This window comes from Streptomyces sp. NPDC006265 (assembly GCF_040613555.1).
Taxonomy (GTDB): domain Bacteria; phylum Actinomycetota; class Actinomycetes; order Streptomycetales; family Streptomycetaceae; genus Streptomyces.
Genome location: NZ_JBEXSH010000096.1, coordinates 1 through 16,542, shown reverse-complemented (window position 1 = coordinate 16,542; position 16,542 = coordinate 1). Strand labels below are relative to the sequence as shown.

General features: G+C 71.3%; 16 protein-coding genes and 1 pseudogene. 12 read left to right on the top strand and 5 right to left on the bottom strand.

The window, feature by feature from the left end; translation table 11 throughout:
- A partial coding sequence (locus tag ABZ281_RS11230) for a helix-turn-helix domain-containing protein (RefSeq protein ID WP_356654323.1) occupies positions 1–732 on the top strand: 732 nt, incomplete at its 5' end.
- Between the two features lie 32 nt (positions 733–764).
- Positions 765–1,400, top strand: a complete 636-nt coding sequence (locus tag ABZ281_RS11225; protein WP_356654321.1) for a DJ-1/PfpI family protein — start codon at positions 765–767, stop codon at positions 1,398–1,400.
- Here ABZ281_RS11225 and ABZ281_RS11220 read toward each other — a convergent pair.
- Positions 1,387–2,142 carry an enoyl-CoA hydratase/isomerase family protein gene (locus ABZ281_RS11220; RefSeq protein ID WP_356654319.1) on the bottom strand — a complete coding sequence of 252 codons (756 nt, stop codon included), beginning with the start codon at positions 2,140–2,142 and terminating at the stop codon, positions 1,387–1,389. The two genes, ABZ281_RS11225 and ABZ281_RS11220, sit on opposite strands and share 14 nt — an antisense overlap.
- A 218-nt stretch (positions 2,143–2,360) precedes the next feature.
- Here ABZ281_RS11220 and ABZ281_RS11215 point away from each other — a divergent pair, with 218 nt between their 5' ends.
- On the top strand, positions 2,361–2,867 hold the full coding sequence (locus tag ABZ281_RS11215; protein WP_356654327.1) for an ATP-binding protein: 507 nt from the start codon (positions 2,361–2,363) through the stop codon (positions 2,865–2,867).
- 24 nt (positions 2,868–2,891) lie between these two features.
- Here ABZ281_RS11215 and idi read toward each other — a convergent pair whose 3' ends face one another.
- The 3 genes from idi to galE form a co-directional block, all read right to left on the bottom strand.
- Positions 2,892–3,485: an isopentenyl-diphosphate Delta-isomerase gene (gene idi, locus ABZ281_RS11210; protein WP_356654317.1), complete on the bottom strand. Its 594-nt coding sequence runs from the start codon at positions 3,483–3,485 to the stop codon at positions 2,892–2,894.
- Between the two features lie 292 nt (positions 3,486–3,777).
- Positions 3,778–4,713, bottom strand: a complete 936-nt coding sequence (locus tag ABZ281_RS11205; protein ID WP_356654315.1) for a cation diffusion facilitator family transporter — start codon at positions 4,711–4,713, stop codon at positions 3,778–3,780.
- A 129-nt stretch (positions 4,714–4,842) separates the two neighbouring features.
- A complete protein-coding gene (gene galE / locus ABZ281_RS11200; RefSeq protein ID WP_356654313.1) occupies positions 4,843–5,832 on the bottom strand; it encodes a UDP-glucose 4-epimerase GalE in 990 nt (329 codons plus the stop codon).
- Between the two features lie 278 nt (positions 5,833–6,110).
- On the opposite strand from galE, the gene ABZ281_RS11195 reads away from it, so the two are divergent.
- The 9 genes and pseudogenes from ABZ281_RS11195 to ABZ281_RS11155 form a co-directional block, all read left to right on the top strand.
- Positions 6,111–7,916: a DUF5941 domain-containing protein gene (locus ABZ281_RS11195; protein WP_356654311.1), complete on the top strand. Its 1,806-nt coding sequence runs from the start codon at positions 6,111–6,113 to the stop codon at positions 7,914–7,916.
- Entirely contained in the window at positions 7,913–8,665 is a 753-nt protein-coding gene (locus tag ABZ281_RS11190; RefSeq protein ID WP_030840917.1) for a phosphocholine cytidylyltransferase family protein, read from the top strand. The genes ABZ281_RS11195 and ABZ281_RS11190 overlap by 4 nt, the downstream gene beginning before the upstream one ends.
- The gene (locus ABZ281_RS11185) at positions 8,653–9,714 is read left to right on the top strand and encodes an iron-containing alcohol dehydrogenase family protein (RefSeq protein WP_356654309.1); all 1,062 of its coding nucleotides are present in this window, start codon (positions 8,653–8,655) and stop codon (positions 9,712–9,714) included. Before ABZ281_RS11190 ends, ABZ281_RS11185 begins: the two co-directional genes overlap by 13 nt.
- Positions 9,692–10,471, top strand: coding sequence for a CDP-alcohol phosphatidyltransferase family protein (locus ABZ281_RS11180; RefSeq protein ID WP_356654307.1), 780 nt, complete (start codon positions 9,692–9,694; stop codon positions 10,469–10,471). Before ABZ281_RS11185 ends, ABZ281_RS11180 begins: the two co-directional genes overlap by 23 nt.
- Before the next feature lie 5 nt (positions 10,472–10,476).
- A complete protein-coding gene (locus ABZ281_RS11175) occupies positions 10,477–11,349 on the top strand; it encodes a glycosyltransferase (RefSeq protein ID WP_356654325.1) in 873 nt (290 codons plus the stop codon).
- Positions 11,350–11,454: 105 nt separating this feature from the next.
- Complete coding sequence (locus ABZ281_RS11170) at positions 11,455–12,390, top strand: ABC transporter permease (protein WP_356654305.1); 936 nt, start codon at positions 11,455–11,457, stop codon at positions 12,388–12,390.
- Entirely contained in the window at positions 12,383–13,162 is a 780-nt protein-coding gene (locus ABZ281_RS11165; protein ID WP_356654303.1) for an ABC transporter ATP-binding protein, read from the top strand. Before ABZ281_RS11170 ends, ABZ281_RS11165 begins: the two co-directional genes overlap by 8 nt.
- 360 nt (positions 13,163–13,522) lie before the next feature.
- The gene (gene hpnC / locus ABZ281_RS11160) at positions 13,523–14,425 is read left to right on the top strand and encodes a squalene synthase HpnC (protein WP_356654301.1); all 903 of its coding nucleotides are present in this window, start codon (positions 13,523–13,525) and stop codon (positions 14,423–14,425) included.
- Positions 14,422–14,955, top strand: a pseudogene (locus ABZ281_RS11155) (squalene/phytoene synthase family protein); the annotation flags it as partial. The gene hpnC and the pseudogene ABZ281_RS11155, both read left to right, overlap by 4 nt.
- Positions 14,956–15,664: 709 nt before the next feature.
- Here ABZ281_RS11155 and ABZ281_RS11150 read toward each other — a convergent pair.
- Complete coding sequence (locus ABZ281_RS11150; RefSeq protein WP_356654299.1) at positions 15,665–16,462, bottom strand: ABC transporter ATP-binding protein; 798 nt, start codon at positions 16,460–16,462, stop codon at positions 15,665–15,667.
- Between the last annotated feature and the right edge of the window lie 80 nt (positions 16,463–16,542).

The following is a 16,542-nucleotide window of genomic DNA, read 5'->3' as shown; positions in this document are numbered from 1 at the left end:
GGACCGGGCAGCCTGCGGCCCGACCGCCGCCTGGTGGACTGGGTGCGCGAGCGCGGGCCGCGCGCCGCCCGTCTGGTCTCCGTGTGCACCGGCGCGGCCGTGCTCGCCGGGGCGGGTCTTCTGGACGGCCGCCGCGCGACCACCCACTGGGCGTACTGCGACCGGCTCGCCCGCGAGCACCCGGCCGTCGAGATCGACCCCGACCCCGTCTACGTACGCGACGGACACATCTCCACCTCGGCCGGTGTCACCGCCGGCATCGACCTGGCCCTCGCCCTGGTCGAGGAGGACCTGGGCCGGGACGCCGCCCTGACGATCGCCCGTCACCTGGTGGTGTTCCTGCGCCGCCCGGGCAACCAGGCCCAGTTGAGCGCCCAGCTCGCGGCCCAGACCGCACAACGGGAGCCCTTGAGGGACGTCCAGCGGTGGATCACCGACCACCCCGACGCGGACCTCGGTGTCGACACCCTCGCCGACCGCGCCCGCCTCTCGCCCCGTCACTTCGCCCGAGCCTTCCGCGCCGAGACCGGCATGACACCGGGCCGCTACGTGGACCGCGTCCGCCTCGAACACGCCCGGCGCCTCCTGGAGGACACCGCCGACGGTGTCGAGGAGATCGCCCGCACCAGCGGCTACGGCACGCCCGAGGCCATGCGCCGGGCCTTCGTCCGGACCCTCGGAACGCCCCCGGCCGAGTACCGCCGCCGCTTCCGCCCCGTGACCACGCCCTGAACCTCATCGACACCAGCCGACGGAAGGACCCCATGCAGATCGTCATCGTCCTCTACGACCGCTTCACCGCCCTCGACGCCATCGGCCCCTACGAGACCATAGGCCGGCTCCCGGACGCGGAGACCGTCTTCGTCGCCGAGGAGGCCGGCCCCGTACGGAACGACTCCGGGAACCTCGCGCTCATCGCCGACCGGACCCTGGCCGACGTACCGCACCCCGACATCATCGTGGTCCCCGGCGGCCCCGGCCCGCTCCCTCTGGCGCCGGACGGGCCCCTGCTCACCTGGCTGCGCAGCGCCGACGCCACCAGCACCTGGACGACGTCCGTGTGCACCGGCTCCCTGCTGCTCGCCGCCGCCGGACTCCTCCGCGGCCGCCGCGCGACCTCCCACTGGCTGGCCCTGGAGGAGCTGAAGCGCCACGGCGCCGAACCGACGGGGGAGCGGGTCGTCACCGACGGCAAGTACGTCACCGCGGCCGGCGTCTCCTCCGGCATCGACATGGGACTCACCCTGCTCGGCCGGATCGCGGGCGACGACCACGCGCAGCTCGTCCAGCTCGCCACCGAGTACGACCCGCAGCCGCCCTACGACGCCGGATCGCCCGAGAAGGCCCCTGCCCACCTCGTCGAACTGGTCCGCACGCACTCCGGCGTCATCCTGACGTAGGCACGCCCCAGCCGAACCGCGGCTGCCGGCGCTCCAGGAACGCGGCGACACCCTCCGCGGTGTCGCGGCTCGCGCGCGCCTGCCCGGTCCAGTGCGCGTCCCGGTCCGTGCGACCGTCCGCGAACTCCTTGGCCGCCGCCTGGGTCAGCTGCGAACGCGACACCAGCACCCGGGTGAATTCGGCGACTCGCTTGCCGAGTTCGCCCCCGGGCAGTACCTCGTCCACCAGCCCGGTGCGCAGCGCCCGCTGTGAGTCGATCAACTCCCCGGAGAACAACAGGTACTTGGCGGTGGCCGGTCCCACCAGGGACACCAGCCGCCGGGTCGAGGACGCCGGGTACACGATGCCGAGCTTCGCGGGCGTCACACCGAACACCGCCCCCTCCTCGGCGAACCGCAGATCACAGGCCGCCGCCAGTTGCGCCCCGCCGCCCACGCAGTGACCCCGGATCGCGGCCAGTGTCGGTTTCGGGAACGCCGCCAGCGCCTCCTCCGCCCGCACGGCCAGCCCCTGCGCCTCCTCCGGCGAGCCCCGCAGCGTCGAGATGTCGGCTCCGGCGCAGAACGTCCGGCCCTCGCCGGTCAGCACCAGCGCCCGTACCCCCGGATCCCCCGCGAGCTCCTCCAGCAGGGTGGGCACGCAGCGCCACATCGCGGCCGTCATGGCGTTGCGCTTCTCGGGATGACGTATGACGACCGTCGCGACCGAGTCGGTCACGCGGTGCTCCAGCTGCGGCTCCATGCGCCGGATGCTATCCGCATGTCAAACCCGTACAACCCGAATAGTTCGCCGAGACGGCACAACAGGGACAGGACCAGTCCCACAACTGACCGTGTCATACGCCAACGGTCAGAAGTGCTCGATACTTGCTGACTTCTGTTCAGTCCCGGGGTGCGAGGCGCATCGTTACCAACACTCGAGGTGTGGCGACAATCGAGCGTGAGGGTGGCGACCGGACGATGGACGACGACGGGCGTGGGTTCGGGCCGCGCCCAGAGGGCGGCGCGGCGCCCCTCGGACCCTGGCCCGCGGATTCGCTGCCGTACGAAGGGGTCTGGAGGTTCACCGCATCGGCGGTCGAGGCCTCGGTCCCCCAGGCGCGGCACGCCGTACGGGACCTGCTGCTGGGTCAGGGAGTGCCGGTCTCGGACGACCTGGCCCAGGGGCTGCTGCTGATCGTCTCGGAGCTGGTGACGAACGCCGTGAAGCACGCGGCGGTGCTGTCGCCCACCATCGCCGTCGAGCTGGCCGTAGGGGCCGAGTGGCTCCGGGTGTCCGTGGAGGACAACCATCCGTACCGGCCCACCGCCCTGGAGACCGACCACGGCAGGACCGGCGGGCGCGGACTGCTCCTGGTGCGCGAGATCACCCGGGAGGCGGGCGGCCTGTGCGAGGTCGAGTACACCGCGAGCGGCGGCAAGGTGATCTGGGCCGCCCTGCCGCTCAAACCCGCGCGCTTCGCCTGAGCCCCCGCCGTGCCGGGGCCGGGGTCACCAGCCGGCGGACGGGCCCGTCAGCTCCCGGATCGCCGGCCGGGCCGCATCCAGGACGGTCATGAACCAGGCCGAGAAGGCGTCCTTGGCGTGCCGCTCCGCCAGCTCCGGCGGGGTCACGAACACCGTCGACGCCACCTCCTCCGGGTCCGGCCGCACCACGGCCTGCACCATGCCGACGAAGAGATGATTGTACTCCTGCTCCACCAGACCGGACTCCGGGTCCGGGTGGTTGTAGCGGACCGTGCCCGCCTCGGCCAGCAGGGACGGGGAGGCGCCGAGCTCCTCGAACGTGCGCCGCGCCGCCGCCGCGAAGGGCGCCTCGCCGGGGTAGGGGTGGCCGCAGCAGGTGTTGGACCACACACCGGGGGAGTGGTACTTGCCCAGCGCGCGCTGCTGGAGCAGCAGCCGGCCGTACTCGTCGAAGAGGAACACGGAGAACGCGCGGTGCAGCTGTCCGGGCGGCTGGTGGGCGGCGAGCTTCTCCGCGGTGCCGATCGTCACGCCGTCCTCGTCGACCAGTTCCAGCAAAATCGCGTCTGCGGTGCCGTTCGACGGGTTGTGCGTCGCGGTGGCAGGTGTGATCGGCATACCCATCCTTCACATCGGTCTTCGCGCCCCAAGTCTGCCGTACGAATCCGGCACTCCCGGCACTTCGCGGCACGCCCGCATGTCCCGCGCGGTGACGCGGACCGCGGCCGGCACCGGTCCGACGCCGGGAAAGGGACCCGGTAGATGATCGTGCCCGGCCGGGCAGGCGGAAAATCGTCCCCACCGGAGCTATGGGGCTCAGGACGCGGGCGTACAGCGGAGGGTTGCGTTCCCCGGCGCGCTCTCAGTGGTGTGCGCCCCACCTGTCCCACACACCCCGGACGTCACCGCGTCAGTGACAGAGCCGCGCCTCGTGCTCCGCGTGCCCGACCGGTTCCAGCTGGAAGGTGCAGTGCTCCACGTCGAAGTGGTCACCCAGGCAGCCCTGGAGCTCGTGGAGCATCTTCTCGTGGCCTATCGCGTTCAGGGCCTCCGAGCTGACGACCACGTGCGCCGACAGCACCGGCATGCCGGAAGTGATCGTCCAGGCGTGCAGGTCGTGGACGCCCTCCACGCCGTCCGTCGCCAGGATGTGCGAGCGCACCTCCGCCATGTCGACGCCCTGGGGAGCGGCCTCCAGCAGCACCGACAGCGTCTCGCGCAGCAGCTTCCACGTCCGGGGCGCGATCATGAGCGCGATCACGAGCGAGGCGATCGGGTCGGCGGCCTGCCAGCCCGTGAGCATGATCACCACGGACGCGACGATCACCGTGACCGAACCGAGGGCGTCCGCCGCGACCTCCAGGAACGCGCCGCGCACGTTCAGGCTCTCCTTCTGCCCGCGGATCAGCAGCGACAGCGACACCAGGTTCGCGGCCAGACCGATCACACCGAACAGCAGAGCCAGCCGGCCCTCGGTCTCCGCGGGCGTGATGAAGCGCTGGACCGACTCGTACACGACGTACCCGCCGGCCCCGAGCAGCAGCAGACAGTTGGCCAGGGCGGCGAGGATCTCGGCCCGGGCGTAGCCGAAGGTGGCCCGCTCGCTGGGCGGACGGTTCGAGAAGTGGATCGCGAGCAGCGCCATGCCCAGGCCCAGGGCGTCCGTCGCCATGTGCGCCGAGTCCGCGACGAGCGCGAGCGAGTCGGCGAGGGCACCACCGACGATCTGCACCACCACGATGCCGAGCGTGATCGCCAGCGCCGCCCGCAGCCTGCCGCGGTACGCCGAGGTCGCCGTACCGCCGGCCGCGCCGTGCGCGTGCCCGTGATCGTGCCCAGCCCCCATGAGAAGTCAGCCTCCCTGTGTCCGCCTGATCGTGCCCGGGCACCCCAGTGAACTACGGGGAGGGGGTATGTGCAACGCGGCACTGAACACCGTTGTCATGTGCCCTGACCTGCGAAAACGATGCGCAGGTCAGGGCGCCTCCGAGGGGCGGGAGCCGTGGTGCAGCAGCCAGCCGCGCCAGGCCGACTCGGTCATCTCGCGCACCCCGCGCCGGGCGGTCCAGCCGAGCTCGTCGGCCGCCCGGGCGGCCGTCGCGACAGCCCTTGGGGCGTCTCCGGGACGGCGGTCCTCGACGAGCGGGGGCCGGGGGTCGCCGGTGACCTCGCCGATGGCCGTGATGAGCTCGCGGACAGAGACGCCCTCGCCGCGGCCGATGTTGACCGTCAGGTCGCCCGTGATGCCGCCGCCGGCCAGTCGCCGGGCCGCCGCCAGGTGGGCCTCGGCCAGGTCGGCGACGTGAATGTAGTCACGGACGCAGGTGCCGTCCGGGGTCGGGTAGTCGTCGCCGAAGATCCGGGGCGCCTCGTCGCGCGTCAGCCGGTCGAAGACCATCGGGACGATGTTGAAGACACCGGTGTCCGCGAGCCCCGGCGCGGCAGCGCCCGCCACGTTGAAATAGCGCAGACATACGGTGGAGATCCCGTGCGCCTTTCCCGCCGCCCGCACCAGCCACTCCCCGGCGAGCTTGGTCTCGCCGTAGGGGTTCACCGGCGCGCAGGGCGTGTCCTCCGTGATGAGGTCCACACCCGGGTCGCCGTACACGGCAGCCGAAGAGGAGAACACGAAGCGCTCGATCCCGGCCCCGGCAACCGCGTCCAGCAGGGTCACCAGACCGCCGACGTTCTCCCGGTAGTACCGCGTGGGCTGCGCGACGGACTCGGCGACCTGCTTGCGCGCCGCGAGGTGCACCACACCCGTCACGCCGTGCTCGGCGAAGACCCGCTTCAGCAGCTCCCCGTCCAGCGAGGAACCCCGCACGAGCGGGACCTGCGCCGGGAGCCGCGCGGGCACCCCGGCCGACAGGTCGTCCAGGGCGAGGACCCGCTCCCCGGCCTCGGCCATGGCCCTGGCCACATGTGCTCCGATATAGCCGGCACCGCCGGTGATCAGCCACGTCATGGTCGCCCACCCTATGCGGACGCGGTGGCCGCCTGCGCAATGTCCCCGATGTCCGCATAGGAGGGCACGGTTTGTGGGGTGGCCCCCGGATCCAGGATGATGATCGCGGCAAGGGCTTGTGCGAACCACGTCGATCCATCCGCCGAACGGGCGGTGAACGTGGCCTTCCCGGCATCCGATAGCCTCTGCCGACATGCCGCCCGGGAGCCACCGGAGAGGGCGCCCCCACCATGCACATCACCGGCGCGGACACGTCGGTACCCAGGGAGTGAATTCGGTTGTCGACCGCCATCCTCACCGGCCAGCCGGTCCCCGGATCGTCGATCGAGTCCGACCTGCGATCCCTCGGGTTCGACCTCCGGACCGCGGCCCACGCCGCCGAGGCCGAGACCCTCCTCGCCGAGGTGCCGGGCGACGAACGGGTCGCCCTGGTCGACGCCCGCTTCGTGGGGCACGTGCACGCGCTGCGCCTCGGCCTCACCGACCCCCGCTTCCCGCTCGCCGGGATCCCCGGCGCCGTCACGGCCCAGCCCGCCGGACGCCAGGCCCTGACCCGGGCGATGGCCCGCGAGAACTCCGCGGTCGGCGGCACCACCGTGGTCGACAGCCTCGCCGACCGCATCCTCACCGCCCTCGACGCCGACGGCACCGGCGTGCACCGCCCCGAGCTGGGCAGCCTGGTCGCCGCCGTCCCCGCCGACCCGCAGGCCCGCAACGAGGCACGTCAGGCGGTGGCGGACGTCGACGACGAGGCCGTCCGCCTGAAGTCGGCCGTGAAGGCACGCGACGGCTTCTTCACCACCTACTGCATCAGCCCCTACTCCCGCTACCTCGCCCGCTGGTGCGCCCGCCGCGGCCTGACCCCGAACCAGGTCACCACCGCCTCGCTGATCACCGCGCTCATAGCGGCGGCCTGCGCGGCCACCGGTACCCGCGGCGGCTTCGTCGCGGCCGGCATCCTGCTGATCGCGTCCTTCGTGCTGGACTGCACCGACGGCCAGCTCGCCCGCTACTCCTTGCAGTACTCCACGCTCGGCGCCTGGCTGGACGCCACCTTCGACCGCGCCAAGGAGTACGCCTACTACGCCGGCCTCGCCCTCGGAGCGGCCCGCGGCGGGGACGACGTGTGGGCCCTCGCCCTCGGCGCCATGGTCCTGCAGACCTGCCGGCACGTCGTGGACTTCTCCTTCAACGAGGCCAACCACGACGCCACCGCCAACACCAGCCCCACCGCCGCCCTCTCCGACAAGCTCGACAGCGTCGGCTGGACGGTCTGGGTGCGGCGGATGATCGTCCTGCCCATCGGCGAGCGCTGGGCCATGATCGCCGTGCTCACGGCGGTCACCACCCCCCGCATCACCTTCTACGCACTGCTCATCGGCTGCGCCTTCGCCGCGACGTACACGACGGCGGGGCGGGTGCTGCGGTCTTTGACGCGGAAGGCACGGCGCACGGACCGGGCAGCCAAGGCGCTGGCGGACCTGACGGACTCCGGCCCGCTCGCGGAGCTGATTTCCAAGCTGCGCAGCCCCCGGGGCAAGATCCTTCCGTACGCGCCGGTCGTCGTTGCCGCGGTCGGCGCCACCCTCCTGCTGGTGAACACGGTTCGCCACGGAGCCGGGGGGGCGGTCATCACCGCCCCGTTCTACGTGGTGTTCGCCGGATGCGTGCTGATGCAGCCGCTCAAGGGCCCCCTCGACTGGCTGGTCCCCCCGATCTTCCGCGCCGCCGAGTACGGCACGGTCCTGGTCCTGGCGGCCAAGGCGGACGTGAACGGGGCCCTTCCCGCGGCCTTCGGGCTGGTGGCCGCGGTCGCCTACCATCACTACGACACGGTCTACCGCATCCGCGGCGACGCCGGAGCGCCCCCGGCCTGGCTGGTGCGCTCCATCGGAGGGCACGAAGGACGGACGCTGCTCGTCGCCGTCCTCGCCGCGCTGCTCACCGCCTCGCAGTTCAAGGTCGCGCTCACGGCACTGGCCGTGATCGTGGCCCTGGTGGTGCTCGTCGAGAGCATCCACTTCTGGGTCGCCGCCCACCAGGGTGGCGCACCCGCCGTACACGATGAAGGAGAACCCGCATGATCGGCCTCGTGCTTGCGGCCGGCGCCGGACGGCGTCTGCGCCCTTACACCGACAGCCTCCCCAAGGCACTGGTGCCGGTGGGCCCCGCGGGCATAGAAGGCGAACCCACGGTCCTCGACCTGACCCTCGGCAACTTCGCCGAGATCGGTCTCACCGAGGTCGCGATCATCGTCGGTTACCGCAAGGAGGCCGTGTACGCGCGCAAGGAGGCCCTGGAGCAGAAGTACGGCCTCAAGCTCACCCTCATCGACAACGACAAGGCCGAGGAGTGGAACAACGCGTACTCCCTGTGGTGCGGGCGTGACGCCCTCAAGGACGGCGTGATCCTCGCCAACGGCGACACCGTCCACCCGGTCTCCGTCGAGAAGACGCTGCTCGCCGCCCGCGGCGACGGCAAGAAGATCATCCTCGCCCTCGACACGGTCAAGGACCTCGCGGACGAGGAGATGAAGGTCGTCGTCGACCCCGAGAAGGGCATGACGAAGATCACCAAGCTGATGGACCCCGCCGAGGCCACCGGAGAGTACATCGGCGTCACGCTGATCGAGGGCGACGCCGCCCCCGAGCTGGCCGACGCCCTCAAGGCCGTGTGGGAGACCGACCCGCAGCAGTTCTACGAGCACGGCTACCAGGAACTGGTCAACCGCGGGTTCCGCATCGACGTGGCGCCGATCGGCGACGTCAAGTGGGTGGAGATCGACAACCACGACGATCTCGCCCGCGGACGGGAGATCGCGTGCCAGTACTGACCCGGCTCATCCCCTCGCCGCTCGTCGTCGACATCCGCCCGGGTGCCCTCGACGACCTGGCATGCGTCCTCGCCGACGAGCGCATCTCGCACTCCGGCCGTCTCGCCGTCGCCGTCAGCGGCGGCTCGGGCGCCAGGCTGCGTGAGCGCATTGCGCCGAGCATGCCCGGTGCCACCTGGTACGAGGTCGGCGGCGGCACCCTCGACGACGCGGTCCGGCTGGCGAGCGACATAAAGGCCGGCCACTTCGACGCGGTCGTCGGCCTGGGCGGCGGCAAGATCATCGACTGCGCCAAGTTCGCCGCGGCACGGGTCGGCCTGCCCCTGGTCGCCGTGCCGACGAACCTCGCGCACGACGGCCTGTGCTCGCCGGTGGCCACCCTCGACAACGACGCGGGCCGCGGCTCCTACGGTGTGCCGAACCCGATCGCGGTCGTCATCGACCTGGACGTCATCCGCGAGGCCCCGGCCCGATTCGTCCGGGCCGGCATCGGCGACGCGATCTCCAACATCAATGCCGTCGCGGACTGGGAGCTGTCCAACCGCGTCAACGGCGAGAAGATCGATGGTCTCGCCGCAGCCATGGCCCGCCAGGCGGGCGAGGCGGTCCTGCGCCACCCCGGCGGAGTCGGGGACAACGGATTCCTCCAGGTGCTCGCCGAGGCGCTGGTGCTCAGCGGCATCTCGATGTCGATCTCCGGCGACTCCCGCCCGGCCTCCGGCTCCTGCCACGAGATCCACCACGCCTTCGACCTGCTCTACCCCAAGCGGGCCGCCGCCCACGGCGAGCAGTGCGGTCTCGGCGCGGCCTTCGCGATGTGGTTGCGCGGTGCGCACGAGGAATCCGCGTACATGGCCGAGGTGCTGCGCCGGCACGGCCTGCCCGTGCTGCCCGACGAGATCGGCTTCACGACGGACGAGTTCGTCAAGGCCGTCGAGTTCGCCCCGGAGACCCGGCCCGGCCGCTACACCATCCTCGAACACCTCGACCTGAACACCGAACAGATCAAGGACATCTACGCCGACTATGTCAAGGCCATCGGTAGCTGAACTCCGCCCCGTCGTTCACCCCCCGGGGGTGAAGGACCGGCGCAGCGGTGAGCACTGGATGGGACGCCTCTACATGCGTGAGGTGTCCCTGCGGGTCGACCGTTACCTGGTCAACACCAGGGTCACGCCCAACCAGCTCACCTACCTGATGACCGTCTTCGGTGTGCTCGCGGCCCCGGCACTGCTCGTGCCGGGGATCGCGGGCGCCGTACTGGGCGTGGTGTGCGTCCAGATGTATCTGCTGCTGGACTGCGTCGACGGCGAGATCGCGCGCTGGAAGAAGCAGTACTCCCTCAACGGCGTCTACCTGGACCGGGTCGGCGCCTACCTCACCGACGCCGCGGTGCTCACCGGCTTCGGCCTGCGCGCCGCCGACGTGTGGGGCAGCGGCCGCATCGACTGGCTGTGGGCCTTCCTCGGCACCCTGGCCGCCCTCGGCGCCATCCTCATCAAGGCGGAGACCGACCTCGTCGGCGTCGCCCGGCACCAGGCCGGCAAGCCGCCGGTCAAGGAGGCCGCCGCCGAGATGCGCTCCTCCGGCATGGCGCTGGCCCGCAGGGCCGCCGCCGCCCTGAACTTCCACCGGCTGATCCTCGGCATCGAGGCGTCGCTGCTGATCCTGGCGCTGGCGATCGTCGACCAGGTCCGCGGCGACCTGTTCTTCTCCCGGCTCGGCGTCGCGGTGCTCGCCGGCATCGCGCTGGTGCAGACCCTGCTGCACCTGGTGTCCATCCTCGCCTCGAGCAGGCTGAAGTGAGCGGGATGAAGGTCGGCGCCGTCATCATCACCATGGGCAACCGGCCCGAGGAGCTGCGCGCCCTCCTCGACTCCGTCGCCAAGCAGGACGGCGACCGGGTCGAGGTGGTCGTGGTCGGCAACGGCTCGCCCGTTCCGGATGTCCCCGAGGGTGTCCGCACCATCGAGCTGCCCGAGAACCTCGGCATCCCCGGCGGCCGCAACGTCGGCATCGAGGCCTTCGGCCCCGCCGGCAGGGACGTCGACGTCCTGCTCTTCCTGGACGACGACGGACTGCTCGCGAGCCACGACACCGCCGAGCTGTGCCGCAAGGCGTTCGAGGCCGACCCGAAGCTCGGCATCGTGAGTTTCCGCATAGCCGACCCGGAGACCGGCGTCACCCAGCGCCGCCACGTCCCCCGCCTGCGCGCCGCCGACCCCATGCGCTCCTCGCGCGTGACCACCTTCCTCGGCGGCGCCAACGCCGTCCGCACCCGCGTCTTCGCCGACGTCGGCGGACTCCCGGACGAGTTCTTCTACGCCCACGAGGAAACCGACCTGGCATGGCGGGCCCTCGACGCGGGCTGGATGATCGACTACCGGTCCGACATGGTGCTCTATCACCCGACGACCGCTCCCTCGCGGCACGCGGTCTACCACCGCATGGTCGCCCGCAACCGCGTCTGGCTGGCCCGCCGCAACCTCCCCGCGCCGCTCGTCCCCGTCTACCTCGGTGTGTGGCTGCTACTCACCCTCCTGCGCCGCCCCTCCCGCAGGGCGCTGCGGGCCTGGTTCGGCGGATTCCGTGAGGGCTGGGCCACCTCGTGCGGCCCCCGCCGGCCCATGAAGTGGCGTACGGTGTGGCGGCTGACCCGGCTGGGCCGGCCCCCCGTCATCTGACAAGCTCGTATCCGGGAAAGCCCGGGAGCCCCGGGCCGTACCCTGGCCCCGGCTCATGCCGGACCCGGCACAGGCCGAGCATCTCGAAGACGAAAGTTTCCACTAGTGAGTGAGACAACGCACGACGCCACGGTCGCGGTGAGCGCGCCCGCGGCGCCCGACGAGGGCCTCACGGCGAGTGAACTCGCCGCCAAGCACGGGCTCACCGTGAGCGGCGCCCGGCCGACCCTCATCGAGTACGTCCGTCAGCTCTGGGACCGGCGGCACTTCATCCTCGCCTTCTCCCGGGCGAAGCTGACCGCCCAGTACAGCCAGGCCAAGCTCGGCCAGCTGTGGCAGGTGGCCACGCCGCTGCTCAACGCGGCCGTGTACTTCTTCATCTTCGGTCTGCTGCTGGGGGCCCGGGAAGGCATCCCGCACGAGATCTACGTGCCGTTCCTGGTGACGGGGGTGTTCGTCTTCACCTTCACGCAGAGCTCGGTCCTGGCGGGGGTGCGGGCCATCTCCGGCAACCTGGGACTGGTGCGCGCTTTGCACTTCCCGCGAGCCTCCCTGCCGATCTCGTTCGCGTTGCAGCAGCTCCAGCAGCTCCTGTTCTCGATGGTCGTGCTCGTCGTCATCATGCTGGCGTTCCGCAGCTTTCCCGACCTTTCCTGGTTGCTGGTGGCGCCTGTACTGATCCTGCAGTTCATCTTCAACACAGGCCTGGCGCTGATCTTCGCGCGCCTGGGCAGCAAGACGCCCGACCTGGCCCAGCTGATGCCTTTCGTGCTGCGCACCTGGATGTACGCGTCGGGTGTGATGTTCAGCATTCCGGCGATGCTCGCCAAACGGGATGTTCCGGGCTGGCTCACCGAGGCGCTGCAGTGGAACCCCGCCGCCGTCTACATGGACCTGGTCCGCTTCGCGATGATCGATGGGTACGACTCCTCGTACCTGCCCTCGCACGTATGGGCCATCGCGGTCACCTGGGCACTGCTGGCCGGGGTGATCGGCTTCGTGTTCTTCTGGAAGGCGGAGGAGAGGTACGGCCGTGGCTGAGCAGCAACAGGACGCACGCATCCCCACCGTCGTCGCGGACGACCTCCACATCGTCTACCGCGTCAACGGCTCCAAGACCGGCAAGGGCAGCGCCACCGCCGCCCTCAGCCGCATCATCAAGCGCGGCGAAGAGCGGGGCGTGCGCAAGGTGCACGCCGTGCGCGGCGTCTCCTTCGTGGCGTACCGCGGTGAGGCCATCGGCCTGATCGGCTCCAACGGCTCCGGCAAGTCGACCCTGCTGCGGGCCATCGCCGGCCTGCTCCCCGCCGAGCAGGGCAAGGTCTACACCGACGGCCAGCCTTCGCTGCTCGGTGTCAACGCGGCCCTGATGAACGACCTCACCGGCGAACGGAACGTCATATTGGGCGGGCTCGCCATGGGCATGTCCCGCGAGGAGATCAAGGAGCGCTACCAGGAGATCGTCGACTTCTCCGGCATCAACGAGAAGGGCGACTTCATCACCCTGCCCATGCGCACGTACTCCTCCGGCATGGCGGCCCGGCTCCGCTTCTCCATCGCCGCGGCCAAGGACCACGACGTCCTGATGATCGACGAGGCCCTGGCGACGGGCGACCGCAAGTTCCAGAAGCGTTCCGAGGACCGCATCCGGGAACTGCGCAAGGAAGCCGGCACGGTGTTCCTGGTCAGCCACAACAACAAGTCCATCCGCGACACCTGTGACCGCGTCCTGTGGCTGGAGCGCGGCGAGCTGCGCATGGACGGTCCCACCGACGAGGTGCTCAAGGAGTACGAGAAGTTCACGGGCAAGTAGCCCGGATTCGGACAGGGCCCCGACGGAACTGTTCCGGCGGGGCCCCGCGTCTGCAAAGGAAACGTCAACTCCGGCCCATCTCAGGAATCTTGGGGCCAATCGGTGTGTTCTCGTGATGTGCGGGACGCCCTGACGAACCGTGTCGCGTTGTACAACGTAAGCTGTACTGGTCCCGAAACACGGCAATCAGGGCGATAATGCGCGACACCGCTCGTCGGGCCACCGTGCGGACGGCTGGGCGGCGTGTCCGAAATAGTGCGTATTGGGTCGGCAGTGTAGAACGGGAGATGTGACGGCGATGGCTACGGAAACTCCCCAGCTCCACGCAGCACGTGCCGTCCCCTCGCCGGGCGGCCGGCGGTGACGGGAACCGGCACGGCGCTCCCCCTCGATCCGGAGCGCGGCACGCTCGACAAGGCCGCCGGCGAGAACTTCCCGGTGGCCCCCTTCTTCCTGCCCCGGGCCTGGCGCACCGACCTCATGGCCGTCTACGGCTTCGCCCGTCTGGTCGACGACATCGGTGACGGCGACCTGGCCCCCGGCGGCGCCGACGCCCGCCTGCTCGGTGTGTCCGCGCGGGAGGCCGGGGACCGGCTGGTCCTGCTGGACGCCGTCGAGGCCGACCTGCACCGCGTCTTCGACGCGACCCCGCGCCATCCCCTGCTGCGCCGCCTCCAGCCGACCGTGCGCCGTCGCTCGCTGACCCCCGAGCCGTTCCTCGGCCTGATCGCCGCCAACCGCCAGGACCAGTTGGTCAGCCGCTACGAGACCTACGACGACCTGCTCGCCTACTGCGAGCTCTCCGCCAATCCCGTCGGCCGCCTCGTCCTCGCCGTCACCGGTACCTCGACGCCCGAGCGGATCCGCCGCTCCGACATGATCTGCACGGCCCTCCAGATCGTCGAGCACCTCCAGGACGTCGCCGAGGACCTCGGCCGCGACCGCGTCTACCTGCCCGCAGCCGACATGAAACGCTTCCATGTCCAGGAAGCGGATCTCGCCACGAAATCCGCCGGTGCGTCGGTCCGTGCGCTGGTTGCGTACGAAGCGCAAAGGGCCCGGGACCTTCTGAATGAAGGCACCCCCCTGGTGGGTAGCGTCCACGGCAGGCTGAAACTGCTGCTCGCAGGGTTCGTGGCGGGGGGAAGGGCGGCACTCCACGCGATCGCCGCCACCGAATACGACGTACTTCCCGGTCCGCCCAAGCCCGGCAAGCTCCGGCTGCTGCGTGAGGTGGGCGTGACTCTGCGAGGAAAGGGGTGATCCGGACCGTGGCGTCGGAACCACACGCGTCCCCACCGGTACTCGCCGCCTACAGCTACTGCGAGGCCGTCACCGGACGGCAGGCCCGTAACTTCGCCTACGGCATCCGGCTGCTGCCGACGCCCCAGCGCCGCGCGATGTCGGCGCTGTACGCGTTCTCGCGGCGGGTCGACGACATCGGGGACGGCGCGCTCGCCCACGACGTCAAGACGGCCAGGCTGGAGGAGACCCGGGCGCTGCTCACCCGTATCCGCGAGGACGAGGTCGACGAGGACGACACCGACCCGGTCGCCGTCGCCCTCGCGCACGCGGCCGGGCACTTCCCGATCCCGCTCGGCGGTCTGGACGAGCTCATCGACGGCGTCCTGATGGACGTCCGCGGCGAGACCTACGAGACCTGGGACGACCTGAAGGTCTACTGCCGTTGCGTGGCGGGCGCCATCGGGCGTCTCTCGCTCGGCGTGTTCGGCACGGAACCGGGGGCGCGCGGAGTGGACCGCGCGCCGGAGTATGCCGACACGCTCGGGCTTGACGCAGGACGTCCAGCACTCGCGGGACGTCCAGGTCGTCGTCCCAGGCGTCGCGCAACCGGCCCCGCACGTCGTCGGGGATCGGCCGCGAGGGCTGCCGCGCCCAGCGGGCGACCGAGCCGCGCCAGCGGGCGAGGGTGAGGCGGGCGTCGTCGAGTCCGGCCGCCTCCAGCCGGACGGGGGTGCTGTGGTGCCGGGTGATCAGGGCGAGGCGCAGGACGGCGGGGGCGAAGTGGCCCGGCGGGCCGGGCTCCACTGACGCGACGGCGATCCGCACCCCGTCGGGTGCGGTCGCGTCCTCGGTGGTGACGTGGACGACCTGGGACTCGCCCAGACCGGCACCGACGTCGGGGCTGTCCTCGAAGGGGCGGATGCCGAGCGTCGTGGCGCCCGCGCGCAGCTCCGCCTGCCGACGGCCGCCGGTCAGCAGCGCCCACACCGGCGTGCCGCCGAGCTCCAGGGTCCGGACGAGCAGGTCGCCGACGAGCAGCACCCGCAGGTTCGTCGTGTCGGAGCCGGGTGCGTGTACCTCGACACGGGTCAGGCCCCGGCGGGCCGGGGCGGCGTCGACCGGCTCATGGGTTCGGGCGTCGATGATGCGCAGCACGAGGTGAGCGTAGGCGGGCCAGCGGGCACGCGCAGGCAGGTTCGGTGTTTTCCGGCCGCCGTGGCGGAATCGCCCCACCAATGGCGTGCCCGGCCGCTCCGGTCAGGCCAGCGTGCCCAGGAACCGCACATGAGGCCGGCTCTCCGGCCCTTCGCGGTTGACGGCGGCCCGCACCCCGTACACGCCGGCGATGAGCTCCGCCGTGAGCACGTCGCCCGGAGAGCCCGCGGCCACGACCCGCCCCGCGGACAGCACGACGACCCGGTCGCAGTACATCGCGGCGAGGTTGAGGTCGTGCAGGGCGACGACGGTGGTGACCGGCAGGCCCGTGACCAGAGCGAGGAGGTCGAGCTGGTGGTGGATGTCGAGGTGGTTGGTGGGCTCGTCGAGGAGGAGTTCGCGGGGTTCCTGGGCGAGCGCGCGGGCGATCTGCAGCCGCTGGCGTTCGCCGCCCGAGAGGGTGTGCCAGGGCTGTCCGGCCCGGCCGTCGAGGCCCGTGCGCTCCAGGGCGGCGCGCACCGCCCGCTCGTCGTCCGCGGACGCGGGCGTCCAGGCGCGGCGGTGCGGGACACGGCCCAGCCGTACGACGTCCTCGACCGTCAATTCAACCTGGGTGTCGGACTGTTGCTCGACCACGGCGAGGCGTCGGGCGACCGTGCGGCGGGGCAGGCCGCCCAGCGGTGTGCCGTCGAGGGTGACGACTCCGGAGGTCGGCGTGAGCAGCCCGGCCAGCAGCCGCAGCAGCGTGGACTTGCCGGAGCCGTTGGGTCCGAGGACGCCGACCGTGGAGCCGGTCTCCGGCGCGAGGGCGACGCCGTCCAGGATGAGACGCCCGTCTGCGCGGCGGCTGACCCGCTCGGCCCGCAACCCCGCCTCCGCCGACGCCCCCGCGCCGCTCATCGCACTCTCCTCGTCCGGTACAGCACCGCCACGAACGCCGGCACCCCGATCAGTGACGTCACGACCCCCACCGGGACCTC

Coding starts and splice junctions, on each gene's coding strand:
- ABZ281_RS11225 (WP_356654321.1), top strand. CDS start 765: ATGCAGATCGTCATCGTCCTCTACGACCGCTTCACCGCCCTCGACGCC.
- ABZ281_RS11220 (WP_356654319.1), bottom strand. CDS start 2,142: ATGGAGCCGCAGCTGGAGCACCGCGTGACCGACTCGGTCGCGACGGTC.
- ABZ281_RS11215 (WP_356654327.1), top strand. CDS start 2,361: ATGGACGACGACGGGCGTGGGTTCGGGCCGCGCCCAGAGGGCGGCGCG.
- idi (WP_356654317.1), bottom strand. CDS start 3,485: ATGCCGATCACACCTGCCACCGCGACGCACAACCCGTCGAACGGCACC.
- ABZ281_RS11205 (WP_356654315.1), bottom strand. CDS start 4,713: ATGGGGGCTGGGCACGATCACGGGCACGCGCACGGCGCGGCCGGCGGT.
- galE (WP_356654313.1), bottom strand. CDS start 5,832: ATGACGTGGCTGATCACCGGCGGTGCCGGCTATATCGGAGCACATGTG.
- ABZ281_RS11190 (WP_030840917.1), top strand. CDS start 7,913: ATGATCGGCCTCGTGCTTGCGGCCGGCGCCGGACGGCGTCTGCGCCCT.
- ABZ281_RS11180 (WP_356654307.1), top strand. CDS start 9,692: ATGTCAAGGCCATCGGTAGCTGAACTCCGCCCCGTCGTTCACCCCCCG.
- ABZ281_RS11175 (WP_356654325.1), top strand. CDS start 10,477: ATGAAGGTCGGCGCCGTCATCATCACCATGGGCAACCGGCCCGAGGAG.
- ABZ281_RS11150 (WP_356654299.1), bottom strand. CDS start 16,462: ATGAGCGGCGCGGGGGCGTCGGCGGAGGCGGGGTTGCGGGCCGAGCGG.